Origin of the sequence: Streptomyces sp. AgN23 (genome assembly GCF_001598115.1) — a bacterium.
Taxonomy (GTDB): domain Bacteria; phylum Actinomycetota; class Actinomycetes; order Streptomycetales; family Streptomycetaceae; genus Streptomyces; species Streptomyces antimycoticus.
On record NZ_CP007153.1, the window covers coordinates 1,667,256 to 1,691,795 of the forward strand.

The window sequence follows — 24,540 nt, forward strand, 5'->3', positions numbered from 1 at the left end:
TGTCCTCCTCAGTGGGCCACGGCCGCGGCGCCGTGTTCGTCGATCAACGCGCCCGTCGTAAAGCGTTCGAGGGCGAAGGGGGCGTTCAGCGGATGTGGCTCGCCGGTGGCGATGGTGTGGGCGAAGGTCCAGCCGGCGGCCGGGGTGGCCTTGAAGCCGCCGGTGCCCCAACCGCAGTTGACATAGAGGTTCTCGACGGGGGTGGTGCCGATGATCGGGGAGGCGTCCGGAGTGACATCGACGATGCCGCCCCAGGTCCGCAGCACATGCGCACGGGCGAAGACGGGGAACAGCTCGACGGCGGCGGCCATCTGCCGCTCGATCACATGGAACGAGCCGCGCTGCCCATAGCCGTTGTAGGCGTCGACGCCCGCGCCCATCACCAGCTCGCCCTTGTGCGCCTGGGAGACATACACGTGCACGTGGTTGGACATCACCACGGTGGGGTGCACCGGTTCGTGCAGTTCGGAGACGAGCGCCTGGAGCGGATGGGACTGCACCGGCAGCCGGACGCCGACCCGCTCGGCCAGCACACTGCTGTGCCCGGCGACCGCGAGACCGACCCGGCCGGCGAGGATACGGCCGCGGCTGGTCTCGACGCCCACGACCCGGTCGCCGTCCTTGAGGAAACCGGTGACCTCGCACCCCTGGATCAGATCCACGCCCATCTCATCGGCCCGGCGGGCCAGCGCCCAGGCGACGTGGTCGTGCTTGGCGATACCGGCCCGCGGCTGGAAGGTGGCGCCGAGGACCGGATAGCGGGTGCGGGGTGAGACATTGAGGATGGGGCAGACTCTGGCGGCCTCGTCCGGCTCCAGCCAGTGGGCGTCGACTCCGTTGAGGCGGTTGGCGTTGACCCGGCGCACGCCCTCGCGGACGTCCTGGGGGGTGTGCGCCAGGTTGAGGACACCGCGCTGGCTGAACAGGAAGTCGTAGTCCAGCTCCTCCGGAAGCCGTTCCCACAGCCCCAGCGCGTGCTCGTAGATCGCCGCGCTCTCGTCCCACAGGTAGTTCGAGCGGATGATCGTGGTGTTGCGTGCCATGTTGCCACCGGCCAGCCAGCCCTTCTCCAGGACGGCGACATCGGTGATGCCGTGGTTCCGGGCGAGGTAGTAGGCGGTGGCCAGGCCGTGGCCTCCCGCGCCGACGATGACGACGTCGTAGGAGGAGCGCGGCTCGGGGGTGCGCCAGAGGTACTCCGGGTGCTCCGGCAGCGGCGTGGCGGTCATGCCGCGTCTCCGTTCGGGCGGGGCGGGTGGGTCGGGCGAGCCGGGTGAGGCAGCCGGGGATAGAGAGGGAACGCGGTGGCGAGCTTCTCCACCCGGTCACGCAGCAGGCCGGTGCGCTCGTCGCCGAGCCGTTCGGCCATCAGGGCCTGCGCGACGATGTCGGCGACCTCCCGGAACTCCGCCGTGCCGAAGCCCCGGGTGGCCAGGGCCGGAGTGCCGATCCGCAGCCCGGAGGAGACCATCGGCGGACGGGGGTCGAAGGGCACCGCGTTGCGGTTGACGGTGATGCCGACGCGGTGCAGCCGGTCCTCGGCCTGCTGCCCGTCGAGCGCGGAGGCGCGCAGGTCGACCAGGACCAGATGCACCTCGGTGCCGCCGGTCAGCACCGTGATCCCGGCCTCGGCCACATCGTCGGCCAGCAGCCGTCCGGCGAGGATGCGGGCACCGTCCAGGGTGCGCCGCTGGCGCTCCGCGAACTCCTCGCCCGCCGCCACCTTGAAGGCCACCGCCTTGGCCGCGATGACATGCTCCAGCGGGCCGCCCTGCTGCCCCGGGAAGACCGCGGAGTTGATCTTCTTGGCCAGGTCGGCCCGGCTGAGGATCACCCCGCCGCGCGGGCCGCCGAGGGTCTTGTGCGTGGTGGTCGTCACGACATCGGCGTACGGCACCGGGCTCGGGTGGAGGCCCGCGGCCACCAGCCCGGCGAAGTGCGCCATGTCCACCATCAGATACGCGCCCACCTCGTCGGCGATCCGCCGGAACGCGGCGAAGTCCAGCCGGCGGGGGTAGGCCGACCAACCCGCGACGATCATCTTGGGCCGGTGGGCGAGCGCGAGCCGCTCGACCTCGTCCATGTCGATGCGCAGATCGGACTCGCGCACGTGGTACGGCACGACCTTGTACAGCCTGCCGGAGTAGTTGACGCGCATGCCGTGGGTCAGATGCCCGCCGTGCGCGAGGTCGAGGCCGAGGATCGTGTCGCCGGGCCGCAGCAGCGCGAACATCGCGGCCGCGTTGGCCTGGGCGCCCGAATGCGGCTGCACGTTCGCCGCCTCGGCGCCGAACAGCTCCTTCACCCGGGCGATGGCCAACCGCTCGATGACATCGACGTGTTCACAGCCGCCGTAGTAGCGGCGGCCGGGGTAGCCCTCGGCGTACTTGTTGGTCAGGACCGAGCCCTGGGCCTCCATGACGGCGGCCGGGGCGAAGTTCTCCGAGGCGATCATCTCGAGGGTCGACCGCTGGCGGTGCAGTTCGGCGCCGACCGCGGCGGCGATCTCCGGGTCCAGCTCGCGGAGCGGGACGGAGAGAGGGGTGGTGACCTGGGTGGGCGGGTTCGCTGCCATGTGCGCACCATCCTGGGAGGCGAACTACTGGACCACTGATCGGCAATTGATATATCAGCCTCTGCGGTAAGGTATGGGAGCTCGCCGGACAGGTCAAGGGGGCCTCATGCGGAACGTGGCGACCGAGCCCGGGGACGGCGAGGAGCTGTCCCTCGCCGAGCGCGCCTACCGCGCCATCCGGGACCGCCTGGTCATGCTCGAGATCCGCCCGGGCGCGCCGATCAACGAGGACCAGTTGGCACAGTCCCTCGGTGTCGGGCGGACGCCGGTGCGCGAGGCGCTCAAGCGACTCCAGTACGAGCGCCTCATCACCACCTACCCCCGGCGCGGCACCTTCGCCACCGAGGTCAACATCACCGACCTGGCCTATATCTCGGAGGTGCGCCAGGAGCTGGAGCCCTTGGCCGCCGCCCGGGCCGCGCGGCGCGCCACCGCCACCGACCGTGCGACGCTGACAGCTCTACGGCGGGATCTGGGGAGCGTGGATCCGCGCGGGCTCGCCGCCGCCGACCTCATGCATCTGGATCTGCGGATCCACCGCGCCATCTACGCCGCCACGCACAACCCGTACTTGGAGGACACTCTCGTCCGCCACGACAATCTGGCCACGCGCATCTGGTGCCTGTTCATCGACCGCCTGTCCGACGTGGCCGGCCACGTCGAAGAGCACGGACCGCTGATCGACGCGATCGTCGCCGGTGACCACGACACGGCGGCACAGCTCGCCGGCAGCCATGTCGAGGGCTTCGAACGGGCCGTTCGCGCGGCCATCTGAGACACCGACTTCCCCATCGGGGGCGGGAGTTCCCCCGGTCAGTGCAGCACGACGCGCTGATTCTCGCGATGCAGGCGGGGTCTGCCCGCGAGGGTGGTCCACAGCTGCGGGGCCACGTCGTCCTCGGGGAGATGGGCGATCGAGGTCCGGTCCCTGGTCGTCGGCGAGCCGAACGCGGGCGAGGACGTCGAGATCGGCCCGCCCTGGACGACTACGCGCGCACCAAACACATCACGCACAACCACGAGCGCTGATCCCCAACTCCCGCTGTGCCCGCCTCCCATGGGGTGGAGGCGGGCACAGCGGGGCGCGGTCTGGCGGGGTCAGACGCGCGTCGAGTCTTCCGCGTACGGCGGCTCCGCCATGGACCCCGGCGCGGGCGCGGGGCCGCCCTCGCTGAGGCCGAACCGTCCATGGACCGTGCGGAGGAAACCGGGCGCGTACCAGGCCGAGCGGCCGAGCAGGCGCATCGCGGCGGGGACGAGGAGCGGCGCGCCGCCGGATCCCCGCACCCGTGGACACGCCACGTTCGGCCGGCAGCTGAGGTGTTCGCCGGCGCAACGCGTCACGCGAGTTCGCTCCTTGAAGGCACGTCACTTCATTGGTGCGGACCTATTGACGGGACGCGTTCAACTCCCGAAATATATGGGCCGAGAGTCCGGCCGTGACCTTCCGGCCGAAAACCGCATGTCGCGGGCTGCGGCGGCGCCTGTCCGACGGACATGCCAGTGCCGGGGCCCGTCCGCGTCTGAGGAAGGCATCCCCCCACATGAACCACCGCGAAGAGTTCACCGCCCCGGACCGCGTACACCGCCGCCGCCGGCGGCGGACCGCCCTGGCCGTGGCCGCCGTAGCCGCCGTCGCGAGCACGACCGCGGCCGCCTGGGCCGCGAGCCCCGGACAAGCCCCCGACGCGGCATCCGCCGCCGTGGCTCCCTACCTGTACAACGGATGGGGCAACCCGCCGGACCCGGGCGAGGTGATGGACGCCACCGGCGTCAGCTGGTTCACCCTCGCCTTCGTCCTCGATTCGGGCAACTGCTCCCCGCAGTGGGACGGCAGCCGCCCGCTGACCGGCGGGGCCGACGAGCAGACCGTGAAGGCCATACGGGCCAAGGGCGGCGATGTCGTGCCGTCCTTCGGCGGCGCGAGCGGCGCCAAGCTGGAGCAGTCCTGTGGCGACGCGAAGGCCCTCGCCGGGGCCTACCAGAAGGTCATCGACGCCTACGGTCTCAAGGCCATCGACATCGACATCGAAGGCGATGCCTACAACGACCCGGCCGTCCAGCAGAAGACGATCGACGCCCTGAAGCAGGTGAAGGCCGACAACCCGGGGCTGCTCACCTACGTCACCTTCCCCAGCGATCAGAACGGCCCCGACGACAGCATGATCCGCCGGGCCGCCGAATCCGGCTTCGAGGCCGACAGCTGGACCATCATGCCGTTCGACTTCGGCGGCGAGGGCCAGAACATGGGCGAGCTGACCAAGCAGGCCACCGACGGTCTGAAGAACGCCGTCAAGGGTGCCTACGGCTACAGCGACGACGACGCCTACCGGCATAGCGGCCTGTCCTCGATGAACGGCATCACCGACGTCAACGAGACCGTCTCCACCGACGACTTCGAGACGATCCTGGACTACGCCTCCCAGCACCACCTGTCGCGGCTCTCCTTCTGGTCCGTCAACCGGGACCGCCCCTGCCCCGGCGCCTACCCGAACGACGACACCTGCTCCGGAGTCACCCAGGAGCCCTGGCAGTTCACCGGAATATTCGCCCGGTACCAGGGCTGAGGGAGACCCCACCACCATGACGAACGACACCACCAGGCGCGGGCATCGCGGACGCCGCCGCATCGCCGGCTGGACCGCCGCGTTCGCCGCGCTGGCCGGCGCCGCCGCGGCGGCGCTGACCGTACCGGCGGCGCACGGCGCGGACGCCGAACCGGACTTCGGTCCCCATGTGCAGGTCTTCGACCCGTCCATGTCCGCCCAGGACATCCAGGGCAAGCTCGACTCGGTCTTCGGCGAGCAGGAGAAGAACCAGTTCGGCCAGGCCCGGCACGCCCTGTTGTTCAAGCCCGGCTCCTACGATGTCAAGGCCAACGTCGGCTTCTACACCCAGGTGGCGGGCCTGGGCCTGTCGCCCGACGACACCACCATCAACGGCCAGGTGCACGCCGAGGCCGACTGGTTCGACGGCAACGCCACGCAGAACTTCTGGCGCGACGCCGAGAACCTGGCCGTCAACCCGGAGAGCGGCGCGGACCGTTGGGCCGTATCGCAGGCCGCCCCGTACCGCCGCATGCATCTGAAGGGCGATCTGCGGCTCGACGACGGCGGCTGGTCCAGCGGCGGTCTGCTGGCCGACACCAAGGTCGACGGGCAGGTGAAGTCCGGATCGCAGCAGCAGTGGCTCTCCCGCAACACCGAATGGGGCAGCTGGACCGGCTCCAACTGGAACATGGTGTTCGTCGGCGCGCAGAACGCCCCGGCCGGGAATTTTCCCAATCCGCCGTACACACGGGTCGACAAGACACCCGTGTCCCGTGAGAAGCCGTTCCTGTACGTCGACGACGACGGCGCCTACAAGGTGTTCGCGCCGGACGTGCGCAAGGACTCGACGGGCACGTCCTGGTCCTCCGGTGCCCCCAAGGGCACATCGATCCCGCTGGACGACTTCTTCATCGTCAAGCCGGGTGACACGGCCGAGGAGATGAACGCGGCGCTCGACGCGGGCAAGCACCTGCTCGTCACCCCGGGTGTCTACCACCTGGACGCGCCGCTGAAGGTGACCCGGCCCGACACCGTCGTGCTGGGCCTGGGGCTGGCCACGCTGATTCCCGACAACGGGGTCTCGGCGATGACGGTGGCCGACGTCGACGGCGTCAAGCTCGCCGGACTGCTCATCGACGCGGGCACCGAGAACTCCGAGACGCTGATGGAGGTCGGCCCCGAGGACTCCTCCGCGAGCCACGCCGACAACCCCACCTCGCTGCACGACGTGTTCTTCCGGGTCGGTGGCGCGGGCGTGGGCAAGGCGTCCACCAGCCTGGTGGTCAACAGCTCGAACGTGATCGGCGACCACACCTGGATCTGGCGCGCCGACCACGGTGACGGCGTCGGCTGGGACTCCAACACGGCCGACCAGGGGCTCGTCGTCAACGGCGACGACGTGACCATGTACGGCCTGTTCGTGGAGCACTACCAGAAGTACCAGACCACGTGGAACGGCGAGGGCGGCCGTACGTACTTCTACCAGAACGAGATGCCCTACGACCCGCCGAACCAGGACGCCTGGATGAACGGCTCCACCAAGGGATACGCCGCCTACAAGGTGGCCGACTCGGTCAAGCGCCATGAGGCATGGGGCCTGGGCAGCTACTGCTTCTTCAACACCGACAAGTCCGTCACCGCCGAGCACGCCTTCGAGGTTCCCCAGACCCCGGATGTGACGTTCCATGACTTGGTCACCGTCTCGCTCGGCGGCACCGGCACGATCAACCACGTCATCAATGGCACGGGAGGCCCCTCGGACGCGGGCAGCAACGTCGCGAACGTGATCGACTATCCCTGATCCTCCCGGCTGACCGGCCCACCCCAGCAGGCCGCCTGTGGGGCGCGAACCTCGCCCGCGCCCCACAGGCGACTGACGTACCCGCACCGCATGTCGTTGTCGGATTCCCCCCTCGTGAAGGACGGGCACTGATGTCCACGACCTCGGATTCCTCTTCTACCGTTCCTGGGCAGTGGGCTGGAGTGAGTCCGCTCACTGGCACGCCCCGAACGGTTTTGGGCGCACTGGTCGTCCGCTTTCACGTCCCGGACGGCGACACGGATCGCGTCCGTGCTCCGAGCCGGGTGGGCGGAGTCCCTCACGACCTGGCCATGTGGGTGCGGCCAGAGGCGACGGGGAGGCCCTGAACCATCACTCTGCTGGAGCAGGGGCCCCGCACGCTGACACCGCACTCGGCGTCCCAGATCGCACAGCCACGCTAACCCGACCCGCCCGTGGCGCCGCAAGGCCAGAAGCCGACCATCACACGATCGAGCTAAACCGGCCCTACGCACGCTCCCGGACGAGTAGTTGCCAACCCCCTCGTGGGTCACCGCGTGGCGGCTCACCGGCGACGACAAGTGGCGGACGGGCGCGATCCGGGCCGCCTCCTCGCTGGTCCGGCGGTACAACCCGAAGGGCCGGTTCATCCGGGCCTGGGGAGCGCTGAACGATCCGGCGAACGCGGGCCGGGTCATCATGGACACGATGATGAACCTCGATCTGCTGGCGTTCGCGAGCGGCCAGACCGGGGAGGGGAAGTACCTCGACATCGCCGTGGAGCACGCGAGAACCACCCAGCGGAACTTCCCCCGCCCGGACGGCTCGACCCCGCATGTCTACGACTTCGACCCGGCCTCCGGCGCTCCCCTCGGCCCGGGCACCGTACAGGGCTACAGCCCGGCCTCCTGCTGGTCACGCGGGCAGGCATGGGGGATCTACGGATTCACCACGATCTACCGCCGGACCGGCCGGCGGGAATTCCTCACCACCGCGCGCAAGCTCGCCGACTTCGCCCTGGGCGCGCTGAGCCCGGACCATGTACCGGTGTGGGACTACCTCGCGCCGCAAGCACCCCACGACATCAAGGACGCCTCCGCGGGGGCGGTCATGGCCTGTGGTCTGCTCGACCTGTCGCGAGCGACCGGCGAACCGCGCTACCGCGAGGAGGCGCTGAAGCTGCTCACCGCGCTGTCGGAGACCTGTCTGACCAGGAAGTCGACCCGCGCGGATGCGGTCGTGGCGCGCTGCACCCGCAATCGGCCGAGCGAGGACGGCGTCGAGATCTCGCTCCCGTACGCCGACTACTACCTGCTCGAAGGCATCCTGCGGGTGCTGCGGCCCGACGACATCGACCGGGCCATCGACCTGTCCACGGTCTGACCCGGCCCCGGTCGCCGAACCTGTCCACGGTCTGACCCGGCCCCGGTCGCCGACCGCCTCATCGCTCGCTCTCCAAGCCGCCGGGGCCGCCGGTGCGCCGCTCAGGCGCCCGCGGTCACGGCCTTGAGCTCGTCCAGCGATTCGCGCATCACCTGGGCCATCCCGCGTTCCTCGGACACCAGGGCCCAGCGTTCGAAGCCGACCTTGAAGACGGCGAGCCCCGCCTCCGCGGCCAGGCTCGCGGCCGGCTCCGCGACGCCGCGCCGGCGCAGGGTGCCGGCGAGCGCGGCCGACAGCGCGGCGAGCTTGATCAGCTCGCGCTCCAGGAGTTCCGCGTTCGCCGTGATCACGGCCTGGCGCTTGCGCGCGTACTCGCGGCGGTCCTCGAACAACTCGGAGACCGCGTCCAGGCCCACCCCCAGCGCGTCGATCGGCGCCGCGGACTCCGGGGCGTCGGCGACCGCCCGCACGAACAGTTCCTCCAGCTCACCGGAGCCGGCGAACAACACCTCGCGCTTGTCCGCGTAGTGCCGGAAGAAGGTCCGCTCGGTGAGCCCCGCCCGTCTGGCGATCTCCGCCACGGTGGTCTGCTCGTATCCGCGCTCGCTGTACAGCTCGAGCGCCGCTTTCGCCATGCGTCCCCGCGCGTCCGGCTGCCACCTACCCATACGCGGATCTTACGCGATGACAGCCCATGACATCAGGTGTAGTGTCGATGACAGTAACTGACATCAACACGGTCTGAGGTTTCCCCATGCGCATCTTTGTGACCGGCGCGTCCGGCTGGCTCGGCTCCGCCCTCGTTCCCGACCTCCTCGACGCGGGGCACCAGGTCCTCGGCCTCGCCCGCTCCGACGCCTCCGCGGCCGCGCTCACCAGGGCCGGGGCGGAGGTCGTCCGCGGCACCGTCGACGACCTCGACGTCCTGCGGGACGCGGCCATCGCCTCGGACGGGGTGATCCACCTCGCCTTCAAGCACGACATCGCCTTCACCGGCGACTACCAGGCCGCCGCCGAGGCCGATCGCCGCGCCGTCGACACCTTCGGCGACGCACTGGCGGGCACCGACCGCCCCTTCGTCCTCGCCGGCGGCCTGGCGGGCCTCGCGCCCGGACGGGTGGCGACCGAGCGGACCGCCCCCGCCATCGACGGTTCGCCGACCTCGATCCGATCGGCCACCGCCCAGGCGGTGCTCGCCCTGGCCGGACGCGGCGTGCGCTCCTCCGTGGTGCGGCTCGCCCCGACCTGCCACGGTGAAGGGGACCAGGGCTTCATGGCGACTCTGGTCGCCACTGCCCGGGCCAAGGGCGTCTCCGGCTACCTCGGCGACGGCGCCAACCGCTGGCCGGCGGTCCACCGGCTCGACGCCGCACGGCTGTTCCGCCTGGCGGTCGAGAAGGCCCCGGCGGGATCGGTGCTGCACGGCACCGCGGAGGAGGGCGTCACGATCCGGGACATCGCCGAGGTGATCGGCCGCCATCTCGACGTCCCGGTCACCTCCGTGGCCCCCGAGGCCGCGGCCGAGCACTTCAGCTGGCTGGGCGCCTTCCTGGGCATGGACGCCCCGGCGACGAACACCCTGACCCGTGAACTGCTGGACTGGCAGCCGACCTGCCCCGGCCTTCTCGAAGACCTCGACAAGGGCCACTACTTCCACACCCCCGCCGCCTGACGAACGGCTCGGGGACGCGCACCGATCAGGACGAGGGCGACGGCCGGACAGCACGTCAGCCGGGCAGGCTCCGCGCGACTTCCAGCACCATACGCAGTCGCGCGGGATCGTCCCGGGCCGGTCCCGGCAGCAGTTCCTCGGCCCGCTTCACACGCTAGGTGACGGTGTCGCGGGCCACCTGGAGCCCGTCGGCGGCCCTCCGCAGGCTCCGCTCGGTCGCGAGGTAGACCCGCGGGGTCTCCCGGAGTTCGCGCATGCGGGTACCGCCGGCCGCCAACGGGCCGAGAGTCTCGCGGACGAACCACCGGGCGTGCTCCGGGCCGGCGGTCGCCGGCGCGACCAGTCCCACCTCGCCGTAGTCGGTGAGCCAGTCCTTGCCGCCCCTGCGCGCCACCCGCTCGGACTCCCGTGCCCCGTGCTGGGATCGGCGCATGCCCTCGACGCCCTGAGCACACGGGCCGGGTGCGATGTGCAGTCCGGCGGGAGGAGCGAGGGCGGCCCGGACCACGTCGGCCAGGGCACCGCTGGGCCGGTCGGGCACAGCCAGCCACGACCAGACGGCGGTCTCCTCCGCCGGAATCACCAGCGAACCGCTCGCGCCCGGCACGGAGGCCAGGTCGGTGGCCAGGCGGTGCAGATGCCGCGCCGCGGGCACGGTGGGGTCCGTGCCCGCGGCCCACATCACCGCGGCGACGTGGGCACGCGTGACGCGTAGCGCGACCGCCGGACGGCCGCCGCCTCGAAGATCTGCCGCGGCCGGGGAACGGGGGCGCCCAGCTGCCCCTCGTCGTGCGGCAGGCGTTCGGCGTCCCTCGCCGCGGACGTGCCGGCCCCGTCGCGGAACTCCTCCCAGCGGTCGAAGACCGCCCGCGGGTCGCAGGAGAACCGGCCGTCGCCGGCCTTCTCGACATCGATCGCCGTCCCGTCATCGGTGATGACCACCAGGCGGCCGTTCGGATTCGCTGTGCGCACAGCGCACACCTCCAAGAGGGGGATTCGGCCGTGGCGGGGATGTTCAGAGCGCGGCACCGGCTGTGCGCCACTGGATGAGCAGCCGGGAGCCGTCCCGGGTGGTGGCGGTCAGTTCGAGGTGATCGCCTTGGAGGCGGACGGCGCGCACCAGCGTCGTGCCCGGCCACGGCCCGTAGTGGCCGGGCACGACGTGGCCACGCCACGCCGATGACCTGTGGCGCCCATGTGAAGGGCACCACACCGACGGGGCTGGCCGCCACCCGGTCGATGGGCCACACTGCTCACAGTTCTCCAAGGCCGAGCGACGCAAGGGGCGCTGATGGGCGCGTACGACGAGACTTACCACCGCAGCCTCGAGGATGTCGAAGGGTTCTGGCTGGACGCGGCGGCCGCGATCGACTGGACCCGGCCACCGACCCAGGCCCTGGACGACTCCCGTGCGCCGCTGCTGCGGTGGTTCCCCGACGGTGAACTCAACACCTCGTACAACGCGTTGGACCGCCACGTCGAGAACGGCCACGGCGACCGGACCGCGCTGATCCACGACTCCCCGGTGACCGGTGCGGTCCGGCGTTTCAGCTACGCCGAGCTGCGTGACGAGGTCGCGCTCTTCGCCGGGGCGCTGCGCTCGCTGGGTGTGGCCAAGGGCGACCGGGTCATCGTCTACATGCCGATGGTGCCCGAGGCGGTCATCGCCATGCTGGCCTGCGCCAGGATCGGCGCGGTGCACTCGGTGGTCTTCGGCGGCTTCGCGCCCAAGGAGCTGGCCGCCCGTATCGAGGACGCCGAACCGGCCGTGATCGTCGCGGCGTCCTGCGGGATCGAGCCGGCGCGGGTCGTGGAGTACCAGCCCATCGTCGAGGCGGCGCTCGGCCTGACCACCCATCAGCCGGACAAGGTCGTCATCCTGCAGCGTGACCGGGCGCGCGCGGAGCTCGGCGGGATGTACGTGGACTGGGCGGATCTCGTCGCCCGCGCCGAGCCGGTCGGCCCGGTCCCGGTGGCGGCGACCGACCCGCTGTACGTGCTGTACACCTCCGGGACCACCGGCAGGCCCAAGGGCGTCGTCCGCGACAACGGCGGCCATGCGGTCGCGCTGGCGTGGTCGATGGCCGCGATCTACGACATCGGGCCGGGCGACGTGTGGTGGACCGCGTCCGACGTCGGCTGGGTGGTCGGTCACTCCTACATCGTCTACGCGCCGCTGCTGATCGGTGCGACCACCGTGCTGTACGAGGGCAAGCCGGTGGGCACCCCGGATGCCGGCGCGTTCTGGCGGGTGATCAGCGACCATGGGGTGAAGGCGCTGTTCACCGCCCCCACGGCGCTGCGGGCGATCAAAAGGCTCGACTCGGAGGCCGTCGAACCGAAGAAGTACGACCTGTCGTCGTTCCGCACCCTCTTCATGGCCGGGGAGCGGCTCGACCCCGAGACCTACCACTGGGCGCACCGGCACCTCGGCACACCGGTCATCGACCATTGGTGGCAGACCGAGACCGGCTGGCCGATCGCCGCGAACCTCCACGGGCTGGAGCCGATGCCGGTCAAGCCCGGGTCGGCCACGGTGCCGGTCCCCGGCTGGGATGTGCGCGTCCTGGACCAGGACGGTGCCGAACTGCCCGCGGGCCAGGAGGGCGTGATCGCGATCCGGCTTCCGCTGCCTCCCGGCGCGCTTCCCACGCTGTGGGGTGACGACCAGCGGTTCATCGAGGCGTATCTGTCCCGGTACGACGGCTACTACCTGACCGGTGACTCCGGGTACCTCGACGCGGACGGCTATCTGTTCGTCATGGGACGCACCGACGACGTGATCAACGTCGCGGGGCACCGCTTGTCCACCGGTGCGATGGAAGCGGTGCTCGCGGCGCACCCGGCCGTCGCCGAGTGTGCGGTGATCGGGGTGCACGACGAGCTCAAGGGCCAGCTGCCCCGGGGCTTCGTGGTGCTCAAGGCGGGCGCCGACATCAGGGACGAAGACCTCCGTGAGGAGCTGGTCGCGGCGGTACGCCGGGAGATCGGCCCGGTTGCCGCGTTCCGGGCCGTCTCGGTCGTGGAGGCGCTGCCCAAGACCCGGTCGGGGAAGATCCTGCGCAAGACGATGCGCGGAATCGCCGACGGGCGCGACGAACCGGTGCCGTCGACGATCGAGGACCCGTCGGTGCTGGACGCGCTGCGGCCGGTGCTGCGCCCTGAGTGAGCGCTCTCCGTCGGCAGCACGTGGGTCGGTGGTGGACCGCCGCCGCGGCGCACGGCTCCGGGGGCCGGTCCAGCAGGCGCAGCAGACCCGGGAGATGAACCGGCGGGCGTTGGTGTCGGCACATTCGTAGTCGAGGAGCTGGTCGGTGCTCACGACGCGCCCGAGCGGGCCCGTGCGCTCGTCACCGCCGCCCAGATAGCCGGACGCGGCCTCCCGGAGGAAGTGCAGGAAGGTGTTGGGCTCCTGACATCGACGCCCACGTACGCCGGCGGAGACGCTCACCACCGGCGGCGACGCTCAGGTACGCCGGTAGCCACCCGGCTGCCGCGCCGAGGTCAGGCCGCGGCCTCACCGGACGTGTCCCGGCTCCCCGGCAGCCCTTCGCTGGTGGTGAAGTAGAAGATGGGGAGCAGGACGAACGCGCCCAGGGCGGCCAGCGGTGTGACGAGGACGCCCAGGACTCCGGCGAGGGCGTAGGCCAGCGCTCCGATCCACGAGCGAAGCCAGCCGTGGCGTACATAGGTGAGTTCGATGGTGTTTTCCAGCAGCCCGGGGCGCCGGCGCAGGCGGTGGTAGAGGGCCGCCCAGCTCAGACACATCGCGGCGGCGAGGGCCGCGTAGAGCGCCACGGCCACCTTCGCGTCCGTGCCCCAGGCGTCGGCCTGCAGTTCGGTGGCGACAACCTCGGTGGGAAAGGCCAGCGCCGCCGTGGTGAAGAGCAAGAAGAGGTTCGCCGCGTGCAGACCCCGGTCCATGCTGCGGATCCGCAGGAAGGCCCGGTGATGGTTGAGCCAGATCACCGCGATGTAGCTGAAGGACGCGGCGTATCCCAGGTAGGCGGGCCACTGGCGGGCAAGGGCGTCTCCCAGGCCGCCGGGTGGATGTGCGGGGGTGGTCAGGCCGAGCACCAGGAGGGTCAGTGCGATCGCGAAGACGCCGTCGCTGAACGCTTCGGCGCGCGCCGTGTCCGACAGAGTGAACCGCTGGGCGGGCACGCGGAAACGGGGCGGCATGCGAGGCTCCTTGTCCCGACTGACCCATACAGGCACATTTGACGCATAACGACTATATCGGGTTCCACTTCGCCGCGGCTCGGCACCCGGTGGGGCGGACGCGGCTCACCCCTGAACCGCATCCCTCACCTGGGTAAACTGTTGCTGTCCCGACAAGCCCCGAAGAGCACCAGGAGGCCGGATGCCGCCGCACGACACCTCCGCGCTCGGGGCACCGCGCGAAGGGCACGGCCGCGACCTGTCCCCCACCCGTCAGGCCCTGTCGGACAGCGTCTACGAGAACATCAAGGCCATGGTCATGGACCATGAGATCACCCCCGGCGCGCGCGTCAGCATCGAGGCCCTGGCCCGCGCCCTGAGCGTCTCACCGACTCCCATCCGGGAGGCGCTGGCCCGGCTGGAGTCCGACGGTCTGGTGGTGAAGAGGCCGCTCTCGGGATACCGCACCACCGAGCTGCTGACCCGCCAGGGGCTCGAGGAGCTCTTCGAGATGCGGCAGTTGCTGGAGCCGAAAGCGGCCGCGCTCGCCGCGGGCAACGCCAGTGAGGCTCAGCTCGACGGCATCGAGCGGATCGCGGAGGAGACGCAGTCCCATTCGGGGACCGCCGGGCGCTATGCGGCCTACCGCGACTTCGCCGCCCTCGACCAGCGCTTCCATGACGCGATCGCGCAGGCGTCCGGGCGGCCACTGCTCGCGGACGCGGTGGAGCGGCTCCATTCCCATCTGCACATCTTCAGGCTCAGCAGCGTTCTCGATGCCGAGGACCCCACCCTTGCCGAGCACCAGCGCGTACTGCACGCGATATTGCGCCGCAACCCCGACCGCGCGGCCGAGGCGATGGCGGAGCACCTCGCCCGCAGCCTCCGGCGCCAGCTCAGCCAGGACGACAAGTCCTGACCGAACGGCGTCCTGACCGAGCGGTGTCCTCCATCGGCCCGGCCGGGGCGGGGTCATCCCGGCCCGGTCACGCCTCCACCGCCCGTGGGCGCACCGCCGAGGGCGCGCGGTCGTGGATGATGCGGATGATCCGGCCGCTCATCCGCTCGTAGTCGCGGTCGTTGTCCACCTCACCGCGGATCCGGTGGTCGGCCATCACGGCCACCCGGTCCGCGAGCGTGATCATCTCCGCGAGGTCGCTGCTGATCAGCAGGATGGGCAGGCCGCCGCGGGCCAGCTCCCAGATGAGTTCGTGGAAGGCGTGCTTGGTGCGCACATCGACCCCGACGGTCGGCTCGTCGACGATGAGCAGCCGCGTGTCCGCCGCCAGCCACTTCGCCAGGCTCACCTTCTGCTGGTTGCCACCGGACAGCTCACCGGCGTTCTGCCCGAGCCCGGAGATGCGGATACCCAGACGTTCGACGAGGTCGTGCGCCACCTCCTGCTCCTCGCGCGCGGAGATGAACCCGAGCGCCTTCGCCAGCCTCTTCCACACCGTCACCGTGATGTTCCGGGCGATGGGCTGCTCCAGGAAGACCCCTTCCTCCTTGCGGTTCTCGGTCAGATAGCCGATGCCGAAGCGGTGCAGGGCCTGCCGGGGAGAGGCGATGCGCACCGGCTCACCGTGCACCCGGATCTCGCCGCCGGTGACGCGGTCGAGGCCGAGCATGGCCTTGACCAGTTCGCTGCGTCCCGCGCCGACCAGTCCGTACAGACCGACGATTTCGCCGGGCCGGACGTCCAGGCTGATGTCCCGGTGCCCGGCGGCGGTGGAGACGTCGTCGAACGAGAGCACCGGCGCCGCGGAGGTGTCCACCTCCCGCGGTCGCATCTCGGTGGCCGAGTGGGCGCGGCCCACCATGAGTCCGACCACGTCGTCGTGGGTGTGGTCGGCGAGTGGCGAGGACTCGAGCACGGACCTGCCGTCGCGCAGCACGGTGACGGTGTCGCAGACGGCGAACACCTCCTCCAGCTTGTGGCTGACGAAGACGACACACGTTCCCCGGGCCTTCAGCCGCCGGACGACCTCGAACAGGCGCTCCGCCTCCTGCGGGGAGAGGGACGCGGTCGGCTCGTCCAGGAGCAGCACCCGGCTCTCGGTGTACAGGGCCTTCGCGATCTCCACCAACTGCTGTCGCGCCACGGACAGTTCGCGGACCGGCTGGTCCGGGTCGAGGTCCAGACCCAGCTCACCGAGGCACCTCAGCGCGGGGGCGGTCATCGCCGCGCGGTCGATCAGGCCACGGTGCGAGGGAGGGCTCTGCAGCGTGATGTTCTCGGCCACCGAGAAGCCCGGAATCAGATTGCGCTCCTGGTGCACCACGCCGATGCCGGTGCGGGTGGCCTCCTGCGGTGAGCGCAGGTGGACCTCGCCTCCGCACCAGGTGAGATGGCCGCCGTTGGGCGTGTGCACCCCGGTGAGGACCTTGATGAGGGTGGACTTTCCGGCGCCGTTCTCGCCGAGCAGCGCATGGACGGACCCCTCGGTCAGGCGCAGTCCGACGCCGTCCAGGGCCCGTACGCCGGGAAAGACCTTGACGATGGCGTGGCATTCGAGAAGGACGTTGCTCATCCGGAACCTCCCGGGTGCGGCAGGACGGCAGTCGGTCGCGCGGCACTCGGCGGTGGTGCGGGCGGCACGCGGCCGCGCGAACCGTCCCGCTTCTCCAGCTGGGTCTGGTGGATACGGCCGCCGACCACCGTGCCGAGCACGACCACGCCGATGAGGAAGTTCACCCAGCTCGGGTCGAGCGAGAACTGCGCGCGAGCGGCGTCGATGAGCCGCATCACGAAGGCCGCCAGCACCGTGCCCAGCACGGCGACCGACCCTCCGGTGAGCGCCACGCCGCCGATGATGGGGGCCGCGAAGCTGGGCAGCAGCCAGTCGCCGCCGACACTGCGGTTGACTCCGGGCAGCGACGCCGTCGCGGTCAGGGCGGCCACGCCGATCAACAGCCCGGACAAGGTGTGGGCGAGCACGATCTGCCGGTCGGTGGAGATGCCCGAGAGCCTGGCCGCCAGCGGGTTGCCACCGGCCGCCAGGAGCCGCCGGCCGGCGGTACTGCGGTACAGGAAGGCGGCGAGCAGGGCCGCGGCGGCCAGAGCGGTGACGAACACCAGCGGGACGTTCAGCGGGGCCGCCCTGCCGAGGTCCTTCAGGCCCGCGGAGTATCCGTCGACGGTGCGCGTGCCCACCAGCCAGTACTGCGCCCCCTGGAGGATCGTCATCGTTCCGAGGGTGACGATAAAACCGTTGATCTTCGTCGCCACGATGCACAGGCCGGTCACCAGGCCGATGGCGGTGGCCGCCAGCACACCGGCCGCCACCGCGACCCCGGCGGGCACACCCTGGTCGGCCATCAGGACGCCCATCAGGCAGGCGGTGAAGCCGCCGAGCGCGCCGACCGCGAGGTTGAGCTGTCCGACGCACAGCGCGACCATCTGGGCCAGCCCGATGAGGACAGGGGTGGCCAGGTACCGCAGGAAGGTCCGCACCGAAGGGCCCTCGAGGAACGAGCCGGAGGAGGCCAGCCCCAGGGCGAGGTAGCCGGCGAGCACCACGCACAGCAGGGTCATCGTCGTGGAGCGCGAGAAGCGGCGCAGAACCGCGGCGCCCCGCTCTCCCCGATCGCGCATCGTGTTCATGTGGATCGCACCACCTTGCGATGGGCCACCACGGTGCGCGCCCGGTCGGCCGAGAGGGCCAGCAGGAGTACACAGCCGAGGTAGATGTTCAGGCTTTCGAGACCGACACCGAGCAGATCGAGCCCCTTGCGGATGACGCCGACCAGGGACGTGCCCAGCAGAGCGCCCAGTACGGAGACGACGCCGCCGGTGAGCAGGGTGCCGCCGAGCACCGAGCCGAGGAAGGACGGCAGCATGAAGTCGTCCCCGATGGAGGCGCGGAACGTGCCGGTGCCGACGGCGGCCATGAATCCGGCGAGCGCGGCGAGCAGCCCCGAGAGCGTGTGCGCCAGGATGAGGCGTCGGCCGGTGGGAATGCCGGACAACTCAGCCGCCGCGGGGTTCGCCCCGGTGAGCAGCAGCTCCCGGCCGATGCGGGTGCGGGCGTAGAGGAAACCGAGGCCGACCAGTGCCAGGACGGTGAACTGCGCCAGCTGCGGGATGACCGGGGATCCGCACACGGGCCCGACGCAGATGTCGGCCAACGAGTACGAGCGCAGTTCCGCGAGCCCGGACGGCTTGCTGGTGAAGGCGGCGTTCTCGGTCACGGCCGAGTAGAGCAGGGAGACGAGTCCCAGCAGCGCGAAGTCCATCGCCAGGGTCACCACGAACGAACTCACCCCGGTACGGGTGATGATCCAGCCGGTCAGCGCGCCGATGGCGGCCCCGGCCAGCAGGCACAGCAGCAGGCCCAGGGGCAGTGGCAGGTCCAGCCGGTCGTAGCCGAATCCCGCGAACAGGGCTCCGAAGGCGGCCATCCGCCCGACGGCCAGGTTCATATGCCCCACCGAGAGGACGACCATCTGGGCGAGCGCCACCACCGTCAGCGTCGAGACGTCCCGCACCAGCGGGAAGAGCACGAGCCGTTCGTCGAGGAACGCCGGCTGCAACACGCCGAACAGGGCACCGAGTCCGATGACGAGCACCAGCAGGCCGAGCCGCTGGTTGACCCAGAACGGCAGCCGGTGCACCGGACGCGGCGCCGTGGTCCCGGTGGATTCGGTGTCGGTGCCCGGTGGGAGGACGGGCGTCGTCATGCCACCCTCCGGTCGTCGATGGCGTCCATGTCCCAGTCGATGCCGATCCCCGGAACGTCGGGCGCCACGGCCCGCCCGTCGCGGATCGTCAGCTCGCCGCGGGTGACGGCCCGCAGCTGCGGGATGTACTCGACGAACCTGCCGTTGGGCACGGCGGCCACGAGGCTGACATGCAGTTCCATCAGGAAGTGCGGGCACACCATGACGTTGTGGCTCTCCGCCGTGTGGGCGACCTTGAGCCACGGGGTGATCCCGCCGATGCGGGCGGCGTCGACCTGCACGATGGAAGCGGCGCCCGTCTCGAGGTAGGTGCGGAACTGACGGGGCGAGTACAGGGACTCGCCGACGGCGACGGGAATCCGTGTCGCACGCGCCAGCCGGGCATGGCCGCTGATGTCGTCCGCCGGCAGGGGCTCCTCGATCCAGTACGGGTCGTAGGGCTCCAGCGCGGCCGCCAGTTGGAGGGCCGAGGACATCGTCTGCGACTGGTTGGCGTCGGTCATGATGTGCAGCGAGGGGCCGACTGCCTCTCGTACGGCGCGCAGGCGCTCGGCGTCCTCGGCGGCATGCGGCTTGCCCACCTTGATCTTGACACCGTCCCACCCGGACTTCTGGGCCTGGAGCGCACCCTTCACCAGGTCGTCGGCGGTCAGATGGAGCCAGCCGCCCTCGGTGTCGTAGACGGGAACGTCCTGGCGGTGGCCGCCGGCCAGCCGCCACAGCGGCTCGCCCGCGCGCTTGCAACGCACGTCCCACAGCGCGGTGTCGACGGCGGCGAGCGCGAGCGAGGTGATGGCTCCGGTGGTGGTGGCGCGGGTCAGGGCGAACAGCCGCTGCCACAGCGCCTCGACATTGCGCGCGTCCTGCCCGATGAGGGTGGGCAGCAGATGGTCCCGCAGCAGGGCCAGTACGGAGGTTCCGCCGGTGCCGATGGTGTAGGCGTAGCCGGTCCCCGTACTGCCGTCCACCGTGGTGATGTCGACCAGGACCGTCTCCTGCTTGACGAAGGACTGCACCGCGTCGGTGCGGTCCGTCTCCACCGCGATGTCGGCCAGCTTGGCCGTGGCGGTCGTGATGATGCTCATCTCGTGATGCCCGGTTTCTCTAGAGCGTTCTGCAGTACAGGGGCGGTGGGGTCAGCCGCACGCGAGGACGTCGTCGGCGAACCGCTTCTTCAGCTGATCGGTCTTCGCCTTCCGGGCACGGTCGTAGGTCGTGACGTTCTTCTTGGTGACGACGAACGAGCCGGAGTCGACGGACTGGCCGGGCCTGCGCATGGTGCACTGCTTCGTCTGCAGCAGCGCGAGCGCCCACGCCCCGACCTTCGCCTGTCCCACCGGGTTCTGCACGACGGTGGCGGTGACCGTGCCCTGCTTGATCGAGCTGAGGATCTTGGCGTCGTCGTCGATGGCGACGACCTTCGCCCGCGAACCGGAGCTCTTGACCGCGTCGGCGGCGGCGACGGCCGGGTTGTAGGCGGTGGAGACAATGCCCTGGATCTGCTTGCCCTTGGCCGTCAGCAGGTCGGACACCGCCTTCTGCGCGGTCTGCAGATCCTTGTCGATGTCGGTGACGGTCTGCAGCAGCTTCGCCTTGCCGCCCGACTCCTTGACGGCCCGGGCCACGCCCTTGATCCGCAGCTGGGTGTTGGCGTCCACGTTGTTGCCCGTCAGATGGACGATCGTGCCCTTGCCGCCCATCGCGTCGATGGCGGCCCTGGCCGCCTTGTACGCGGCGAGTTCGACATCCGTGGAGAGGCAGAAGTCGGCCTCGTTCCGGCCCGCCGGGCAGGAGCCGAGCGAGGCCACGGCGAGGCCCCGCGACTTCAGGTCCGCGAACGTGGTGTTGATGTCGGTGGGCGAGACCCCGAAGACACCGAACGCGTTGTAGCCGCGCGCGGCGAGCGTGGACAGCAGATTGTTCTGCTTCTGCTGGTCCCACTCCGCCGTCTCGTCGAACGTCACGCCCCCGAGCCGGTACGTCTTCTTCGCGTCGGCACCGGCGGACTTCCAGGGCTGGAAGTAGGGGTGAGCCCCGCCGGGCACGAGCGCGACCTTGGTGGCCGACCCGTCCGCGAGGACGGCCGAGCCACCACCCGCCCGCGCGGACGCGGGGCCCTGTCCGCCCGTCGGCTCACCCGAGTTCTTGAGCGTGCAGGCTGCCGAACCCGCGGCCAGCACCACGACGGCGATCACTCCCGGCAGTACAGATCCAGTCCGGAGACCCACCTCCGCACCCCCACGAATCAAATAGGAAATTGATGCCGCGATGGTGTGCCAGTCGAGCCGCCCCGTCAAGAGCCCTGACAAACACGAGATCCGGCACCCCTGACGATCAGGTGCCGGATCCCGTCTCGCAGATTCCTATAGGAAACGCATGTCCTGAATCGGATCAGCCCGCGTACTGGGCGAAGACACGGGTGAAGTCCCACGGCTGCTGGGAGACGCCCGAGCAGGTGTCGGCTCCGCCACCGGTGCAGGGCCGGTCACGGTTGACCGACCAGAAGGTCAGCCGCGCGAGGTGCCTCTGCTGGGCATAGCCCAGGATGGTGCGGAAGTCGTTCACGGTCACGGTCTCGCCGTTGTCGGTGATGCCGTTCATCGAGGAGATGCCGGTGTGCCGGTACGCCTGGTCATCCGTGTATCCGTAGGCGCTCTTGACCGTGTTCTTGAGCCCCTCGGCGGCGCGGAGGGTGAGCTGGCCCATGTTCTGCCCGGCTCCCCCGAAGTTGAACGGCATGATGGTCCAGCTGTCCACGGTCAGACCGGAGGCGGCGGCCTTGCTGATCAGGCTGTTGTCGGGGCCGTTCTGGCCGGTGCCGAAGGTGATGTACACCTTGATACCGGGGTTGTTGGCCTTGACGGTCTTCAGCGCGTCGACCGTGCGCTGCTGGACGGTCGGGCTGTCGTACGCGGCGGCCTCGATGTCGATGTCGATCGCCTTGAGACCGTAGGCGTTGATGACCTTCTGGTACGCGGCGGCCAGCTCGCCCGCACTGCCGCAGGAGCTCTCCAGCTTGTTGCCGCTCCAGCCGCCGAAGGACGGGATGACATCGCCACCGGCGGACCGCACGGTGGCGATGGTCTGCTGGTCGACGCCTCCGGTGAGCGGACGGCCACCGTCCCACTGCGGGTCGCAGTAGCCGTTGCTGAGGACGAAGGCGAGCGTGAACCACTTGACGCCGGTCGCGTTCATCACGGTGGTGGGGCTCGGCGGGCTGCCCCAGCCGTTGTAGAGGTACGGGGCCACGGCCATGGCTCCCGGCCCGGTCGGCGGAGTGCTGCCACCGTCCGGCGCCGTCCACTTCTGGTTGGCGGCACCGGTGCAGGTCCATATCTGCAGCCGGGTGCCGTTGGCCGAACTGCCACCGGTGGCGTCCAAACACTTGTCGGCCTGCGGATTGACGATGTCGCGCGCCGCCGGGAGGGACCACTGCTGCGCCGCACTGCCATTGCAGTCGTAGAGCTGGACCAGGCTGCCGTCGGCCGTGCCACCCGACGCCACGTCCAGACACTTCCCCAGCGCACGGATCGTGCCATCGCCACCAACGGTCCACTGCTGCGCCGCGGACCCATTGCAGTCGTAGAGCTGGATCGGTGTGCCGTTGGCGCTGTTGGCGCCCGCCACGTCCACACACTTGCCGCCGACACCGGTGATCTGTCCAGTGGCCGCCACGGCACCACTCGCGGGAACGCTGGTCAGGCCGGTGAGGAGGGCGGCGGCGGCCGCCACACCCAGCACGCCGCGCACCGAGGGTCTGTGCAGGAGCCTCATGTTCATCTGGTCACCGTCCACTTCTGGTTGGCGGCACCGGTGCAGGTCCATATCTGCAGCCGGGTGCCGTTGGCCGAACTGCCACCGGTGGCGTCCAAACACTTGTCGGCCTGCGGATTGACGATGTCGCGCGCCGCCGGGAGGGACCACTGCTGCGCCGCACTGCCATTGCAGTCGTAGAGCTGGACCAGGCTGCCGTCGGCCGTGCCACCCGACGCCACGTCCAGACACTTCCCCAGCGCACGGATCGTGCCATCGCCACCAACGGTCCACTGCTGCGCCGCGGACCCATTGCAGTCGTAGAGCTGGATCGGTGTGCCGTTGACGCTGTTGGCGCCCGCCACGTCCACACACTTGCCGCCGACACCGGTGATCTGTCCAGTGGCCGCCACGGCACCACTCGCGGGAACGCTGGTCAGGCCGGTGAGGAGGGCGGCAGCGGCCGCCACACCCAGCACGCCGCGCACCGAGGGTCTGTGCAGGAGCCTCATGTTCATCTGGTCACCGTCCACTTCTGGTTGGCGGCACCGGTGCAGGTCCATATCTGCAGCCGGGTGCCGTTGGCCGAACTGCCACCGGTGGCGTCCAAGCACTTGTCGGCCTGCGGATTGACGATGTCGCGGGCCGCGGGAACGGCCCATTGCTGCGCCGCACTGCCATTGCAGTCGTAGAGCTGGACCAGGCTGCCGTCGGCCGTGCCACCCGACGCCACGTCCAGACACTTCCCCAGCGCACGGATCGTGCCATCGCCACCAACGGTCCACTGCTGCGCCGCGGACCCATTGCAGTCGTAGAGCTGGATCGGTGTGCCGTTGGCGCTGTTGGCGCCCGCCAGGTCCACACACTTGCCGCCGATGCCGGTGATGGCACCGCCGCCCGGCTGTCCGCTGTCGGTGCTGACCCGGACGTAGTCGACGAGGAGTTGCTGGGGGAAGACCGTGCTGCCGTTGGGGTCTCCGGGCCAGTAGCCGCCGACCGCGAGGTTGAGGATCAGGAAGAAGGGCTTGTTGAACGCCCACTGCCGGCCACCGAGGTCGGCGGGGGTACGCCGCTGGTACACGGTGCCGTCCACGGACCAGGTGATCGCGTTGGGGCTCCAGTCGACGGCGAAGGTGTGGAAGGCGTCGGCGAACGCCTGGCCACCGGGCAGGGAGTACCCGGCGCCGATGCCGCCGGACCCCGAGTATCCGGGGCCGTGGAGGGTGCCGTGGACCGTGGACGGCTCGAAGCCCACGTTCTCCATGATGTCGATCTCACCGGAGTTGGGCCAGCCGACCTGTCCGATGTCATTGCCCAGCATCCAGAACGCCGGCCACATGCCCTGCCCGCGCGGAATCTTCATCCGGGCTTCCACCCGGCCATAGGTGGTGGTGAACTTGCCGGACGTGTTCAGCCGGGCCGAGGTGTACTCACACCTTCCGTACCAGCACTGGTAGTTGTCCGGGTTCTCGCGGCGGGCGGTGATGGCCAGATGGCCCTGTCCGTCGAGGGCGGCGTTGCGGTTGCCCGCTGTGTGGTACTGCCGCTCATGGTTGTTGACGTTGTCGCCCGTCTCGATCTGCCACTTGCCACCGTCGACGGCGGAGCCCGCGGGCCCGTCGAACTCGTCGGAGAACGTGACGGCGGCGGCCTTGGCGGCCGCGGCCGGTGGCGCGGCGGACTGCGCCGCGGAGGCGGGTGCGCCCTGCGCCAGTCCGGTGGACAGAGAGGCGAGGGCGAGGAACGAGACGACGGACAGCAGCAGTCGCCGGGGTAAGCGCGGGGAGTCCATGACTCTCCCTTCCAAGAGCATGTGCATGACAGGTACGGAGAGACATGAGGCGCATGTGAAACCAACAGGTGGAACCAAGTGGTTACGGCGCCGACCGGGGTGCGATGAGCGATCCGAGAGGTGCTTAGTTCACTACGTGATTTAAGAAGTGAAGGAAAATCCTGTCAAGGGCTTGGTATGGACCATATGTATGGA

23 protein-coding genes and 1 pseudogene are annotated in these 24,540 nt (G+C 70.2%); 7 read left to right on the top strand and 17 right to left on the bottom strand.

The annotated features are described in order from the left end of the window. Positions 1-8: 8 nt before the first annotated feature. Complete coding sequence (locus AS97_RS07315; RefSeq protein ID WP_210564559.1) at positions 9-1,229, bottom strand: sarcosine oxidase subunit beta family protein; 1,221 nt, start codon at positions 1,227-1,229, stop codon at positions 9-11. Continuing rightward, the gene (gene glyA / locus AS97_RS07320) at positions 1,226-2,575 is read right to left on the bottom strand and encodes a serine hydroxymethyltransferase (RefSeq protein WP_210564560.1); all 1,350 of its coding nucleotides are present in this window, start codon (positions 2,573-2,575) and stop codon (positions 1,226-1,228) included. The genes AS97_RS07315 and glyA overlap by 4 nt, the downstream gene beginning before the upstream one ends. 106 nt (positions 2,576-2,681) lie before the next feature. Here glyA and AS97_RS07325 point away from each other — a divergent pair, with 106 nt between their 5' ends. Then, on the top strand, positions 2,682-3,350 hold the full coding sequence (locus AS97_RS07325; protein ID WP_059149259.1) for a GntR family transcriptional regulator: 669 nt from the start codon (positions 2,682-2,684) through the stop codon (positions 3,348-3,350). A gap of 38 nt (positions 3,351-3,388) precedes the next feature. On the opposite strand, the gene AS97_RS07330 is transcribed toward AS97_RS07325, so the two are convergent. Together AS97_RS07330 and AS97_RS07335 are read right to left on the bottom strand one after the other, a co-directional pair. Beyond that, positions 3,389-3,595, bottom strand: a complete 207-nt coding sequence (locus tag AS97_RS07330; protein ID WP_210564561.1) for a hypothetical protein — start codon at positions 3,593-3,595, stop codon at positions 3,389-3,391. A gap of 78 nt (positions 3,596-3,673) precedes the next feature. Next, positions 3,674-3,919, bottom strand: coding sequence for a hypothetical protein (locus AS97_RS07335; RefSeq protein WP_059149257.1), 246 nt, complete (start codon positions 3,917-3,919; stop codon positions 3,674-3,676). A gap of 200 nt (positions 3,920-4,119) precedes the next feature. Here AS97_RS07335 and AS97_RS07340 point away from each other — a divergent pair, with 200 nt between their 5' ends. From AS97_RS07340 to AS97_RS07350, 3 genes are all read left to right on the top strand, one after another. Further along, the gene (locus tag AS97_RS07340; RefSeq protein ID WP_210564562.1) at positions 4,120-5,142 is read left to right on the top strand and encodes a chitinase; all 1,023 of its coding nucleotides are present in this window, start codon (positions 4,120-4,122) and stop codon (positions 5,140-5,142) included. 16 nt (positions 5,143-5,158) lie between these two features. After that, on the top strand, positions 5,159-6,925 hold the full coding sequence (locus AS97_RS07345) for a coagulation factor 5/8 type domain-containing protein (protein ID WP_210564563.1): 1,767 nt from the start codon (positions 5,159-5,161) through the stop codon (positions 6,923-6,925). A gap of 510 nt (positions 6,926-7,435) precedes the next feature. Beyond that, a complete protein-coding gene (locus AS97_RS07350; protein WP_247204263.1) occupies positions 7,436-8,287 on the top strand; it encodes a glycoside hydrolase family 88 protein in 852 nt (283 codons plus the stop codon). A gap of 101 nt (positions 8,288-8,388) precedes the next feature. Here the strand turns inward: AS97_RS07350 and AS97_RS07355 are convergent, their stop codons facing one another. Beyond that, positions 8,389-8,955 (bottom strand): TetR/AcrR family transcriptional regulator, encoded by a 567-nt coding sequence (locus AS97_RS07355; protein ID WP_086709822.1) that lies wholly within the window; start codon positions 8,953-8,955, stop codon positions 8,389-8,391. Between the two features lie 86 nt (positions 8,956-9,041). Between AS97_RS07355 and AS97_RS07360 the strand changes: the two genes are divergently transcribed. Beyond that, positions 9,042-9,959 carry an SDR family oxidoreductase gene (locus AS97_RS07360; protein WP_210564564.1) on the top strand — a complete coding sequence of 306 codons (918 nt, stop codon included), beginning with the start codon at positions 9,042-9,044 and terminating at the stop codon, positions 9,957-9,959. Between the two features lie 154 nt (positions 9,960-10,113). Here the strand turns inward: AS97_RS07360 and AS97_RS07365 are convergent, their stop codons facing one another. Genes AS97_RS07365 through AS97_RS07375 form a run of 3 tightly spaced genes read right to left on the bottom strand, consistent with a single transcriptional unit; the run spans position 10,114 to position 11,118 of the window. After that, positions 10,114-10,614, bottom strand: a complete 501-nt coding sequence (locus AS97_RS07365; RefSeq protein WP_247204264.1) for a hypothetical protein — start codon at positions 10,612-10,614, stop codon at positions 10,114-10,116. 26 nt (positions 10,615-10,640) lie between these two features. Next, entirely contained in the window at positions 10,641-10,931 is a 291-nt protein-coding gene (locus AS97_RS07370) for a hypothetical protein (protein WP_210564566.1), read from the bottom strand. A gap of 43 nt (positions 10,932-10,974) precedes the next feature. Then, positions 10,975-11,118, bottom strand: coding sequence for a hypothetical protein (locus tag AS97_RS07375; RefSeq protein ID WP_210564567.1), 144 nt, complete (start codon positions 11,116-11,118; stop codon positions 10,975-10,977). A gap of 132 nt (positions 11,119-11,250) precedes the next feature. Between AS97_RS07375 and AS97_RS07380 the strand changes: the two genes are divergently transcribed. Further along, entirely contained in the window at positions 11,251-13,128 is a 1,878-nt protein-coding gene (locus AS97_RS07380) for a propionyl-CoA synthetase (RefSeq protein WP_059149251.1), read from the top strand. A 335-nt stretch (positions 13,129-13,463) separates the two neighbouring features. Here AS97_RS07380 and AS97_RS07385 read toward each other — a convergent pair whose 3' ends face one another. Continuing rightward, on the bottom strand, positions 13,464-14,141 hold the full coding sequence (locus AS97_RS07385) for a TMEM175 family protein (protein WP_125758927.1): 678 nt from the start codon (positions 14,139-14,141) through the stop codon (positions 13,464-13,466). 181 nt (positions 14,142-14,322) lie between these two features. Between AS97_RS07385 and AS97_RS07390 the strand changes: the two genes are divergently transcribed. After that, positions 14,323-15,039 carry a GntR family transcriptional regulator gene (locus AS97_RS07390; protein ID WP_059149249.1) on the top strand — a complete coding sequence of 239 codons (717 nt, stop codon included), beginning with the start codon at positions 14,323-14,325 and terminating at the stop codon, positions 15,037-15,039. Between the two features lie 67 nt (positions 15,040-15,106). Here AS97_RS07390 and AS97_RS07395 read toward each other — a convergent pair whose 3' ends face one another. The 8 genes and pseudogenes from AS97_RS07395 to AS97_RS07430 all read right to left on the bottom strand — a co-directional run bounded on the left by AS97_RS07395 (position 15,107) and on the right by AS97_RS07430 (position 24,345). After that, positions 15,107-16,651, bottom strand: a complete 1,545-nt coding sequence (locus tag AS97_RS07395; RefSeq protein WP_210564568.1) for a sugar ABC transporter ATP-binding protein — start codon at positions 16,649-16,651, stop codon at positions 15,107-15,109. Beyond that, a complete protein-coding gene (locus AS97_RS07400; RefSeq protein ID WP_210564569.1) occupies positions 16,648-17,724 on the bottom strand; it encodes an ABC transporter permease in 1,077 nt (358 codons plus the stop codon). Before AS97_RS07400 ends, AS97_RS07395 begins: the two co-directional genes overlap by 4 nt. After that, complete coding sequence (locus tag AS97_RS07405; RefSeq protein ID WP_210564570.1) at positions 17,721-18,800, bottom strand: ABC transporter permease; 1,080 nt, start codon at positions 18,798-18,800, stop codon at positions 17,721-17,723. Before AS97_RS07405 ends, AS97_RS07400 begins: the two co-directional genes overlap by 4 nt. Continuing rightward, on the bottom strand, positions 18,797-19,885 hold the full coding sequence (locus AS97_RS07410) for a mandelate racemase/muconate lactonizing enzyme family protein (RefSeq protein ID WP_059149245.1): 1,089 nt from the start codon (positions 19,883-19,885) through the stop codon (positions 18,797-18,799). Before AS97_RS07410 ends, AS97_RS07405 begins: the two co-directional genes overlap by 4 nt. A 51-nt stretch (positions 19,886-19,936) precedes the next feature. After that, complete coding sequence (locus AS97_RS07415) at positions 19,937-21,028, bottom strand: substrate-binding domain-containing protein (protein ID WP_185929952.1); 1,092 nt, start codon at positions 21,026-21,028, stop codon at positions 19,937-19,939. 163 nt (positions 21,029-21,191) lie between these two features. After that, positions 21,192-22,580: a chitinase gene (locus AS97_RS07420; protein WP_210564571.1), complete on the bottom strand. Its 1,389-nt coding sequence runs from the start codon at positions 22,578-22,580 to the stop codon at positions 21,192-21,194. A gap of 8 nt (positions 22,581-22,588) precedes the next feature. Continuing rightward, positions 22,589-23,071: pseudogene (locus AS97_RS07425) on the bottom strand (ricin-type beta-trefoil lectin domain protein); the annotation flags it as partial. Next, positions 23,068-24,345 carry a glycoside hydrolase family 16 protein gene (locus AS97_RS07430; RefSeq protein ID WP_210564572.1) on the bottom strand — a complete coding sequence of 426 codons (1,278 nt, stop codon included), beginning with the start codon at positions 24,343-24,345 and terminating at the stop codon, positions 23,068-23,070. The pseudogene AS97_RS07425 and the gene AS97_RS07430, both read right to left, overlap by 4 nt. Positions 24,346-24,540 lie beyond the last annotated feature (195 nt).

What these genes read in the sequence shown, in the direction of transcription:
- AS97_RS07405 (WP_210564570.1), bottom strand. Translation starts at nt 18,800, where the DNA reads ATGACGACGCCCGTCCTCCCACCGGGCACCGACACCGAATCCACCGGG.
- glyA (WP_210564560.1), bottom strand. Translation starts at nt 2,575, where the DNA reads ATGGCAGCGAACCCGCCCACCCAGGTCACCACCCCTCTCTCCGTCCCG.
- AS97_RS07340 (WP_210564562.1), top strand. Translation starts at nt 4,120, where the DNA reads ATGAACCACCGCGAAGAGTTCACCGCCCCGGACCGCGTACACCGCCGC.
- AS97_RS07410 (WP_059149245.1), bottom strand. Translation starts at nt 19,885, where the DNA reads ATGAGCATCATCACGACCGCCACGGCCAAGCTGGCCGACATCGCGGTG.
- AS97_RS07420 (WP_210564571.1), bottom strand. Translation starts at nt 22,580, where the DNA reads ATGAACATGAGGCTCCTGCACAGACCCTCGGTGCGCGGCGTGCTGGGT.
- AS97_RS07395 (WP_210564568.1), bottom strand. Translation starts at nt 16,651, where the DNA reads ATGAGCAACGTCCTTCTCGAATGCCACGCCATCGTCAAGGTCTTTCCC.
- AS97_RS07345 (WP_210564563.1), top strand. Translation starts at nt 5,159, where the DNA reads ATGACGAACGACACCACCAGGCGCGGGCATCGCGGACGCCGCCGCATC.
- AS97_RS07315 (WP_210564559.1), bottom strand. Translation starts at nt 1,229, where the DNA reads ATGACCGCCACGCCGCTGCCGGAGCACCCGGAGTACCTCTGGCGCACC.
- AS97_RS07325 (WP_059149259.1), top strand. Translation starts at nt 2,682, where the DNA reads ATGCGGAACGTGGCGACCGAGCCCGGGGACGGCGAGGAGCTGTCCCTC.
- AS97_RS07380 (WP_059149251.1), top strand. Translation starts at nt 11,251, where the DNA reads ATGGGCGCGTACGACGAGACTTACCACCGCAGCCTCGAGGATGTCGAA.
- AS97_RS07390 (WP_059149249.1), top strand. Translation starts at nt 14,323, where the DNA reads ATGCCGCCGCACGACACCTCCGCGCTCGGGGCACCGCGCGAAGGGCAC.
- AS97_RS07430 (WP_210564572.1), bottom strand. Translation starts at nt 24,345, where the DNA reads ATGGACTCCCCGCGCTTACCCCGGCGACTGCTGCTGTCCGTCGTCTCG.
- AS97_RS07400 (WP_210564569.1), bottom strand. Translation starts at nt 17,724, where the DNA reads ATGAACACGATGCGCGATCGGGGAGAGCGGGGCGCCGCGGTTCTGCGC.
- AS97_RS07360 (WP_210564564.1), top strand. Translation starts at nt 9,042, where the DNA reads ATGCGCATCTTTGTGACCGGCGCGTCCGGCTGGCTCGGCTCCGCCCTC.
- AS97_RS07385 (WP_125758927.1), bottom strand. Translation starts at nt 14,141, where the DNA reads ATGCCGCCCCGTTTCCGCGTGCCCGCCCAGCGGTTCACTCTGTCGGAC.
- AS97_RS07355 (WP_086709822.1), bottom strand. Translation starts at nt 8,955, where the DNA reads ATGGGTAGGTGGCAGCCGGACGCGCGGGGACGCATGGCGAAAGCGGCG.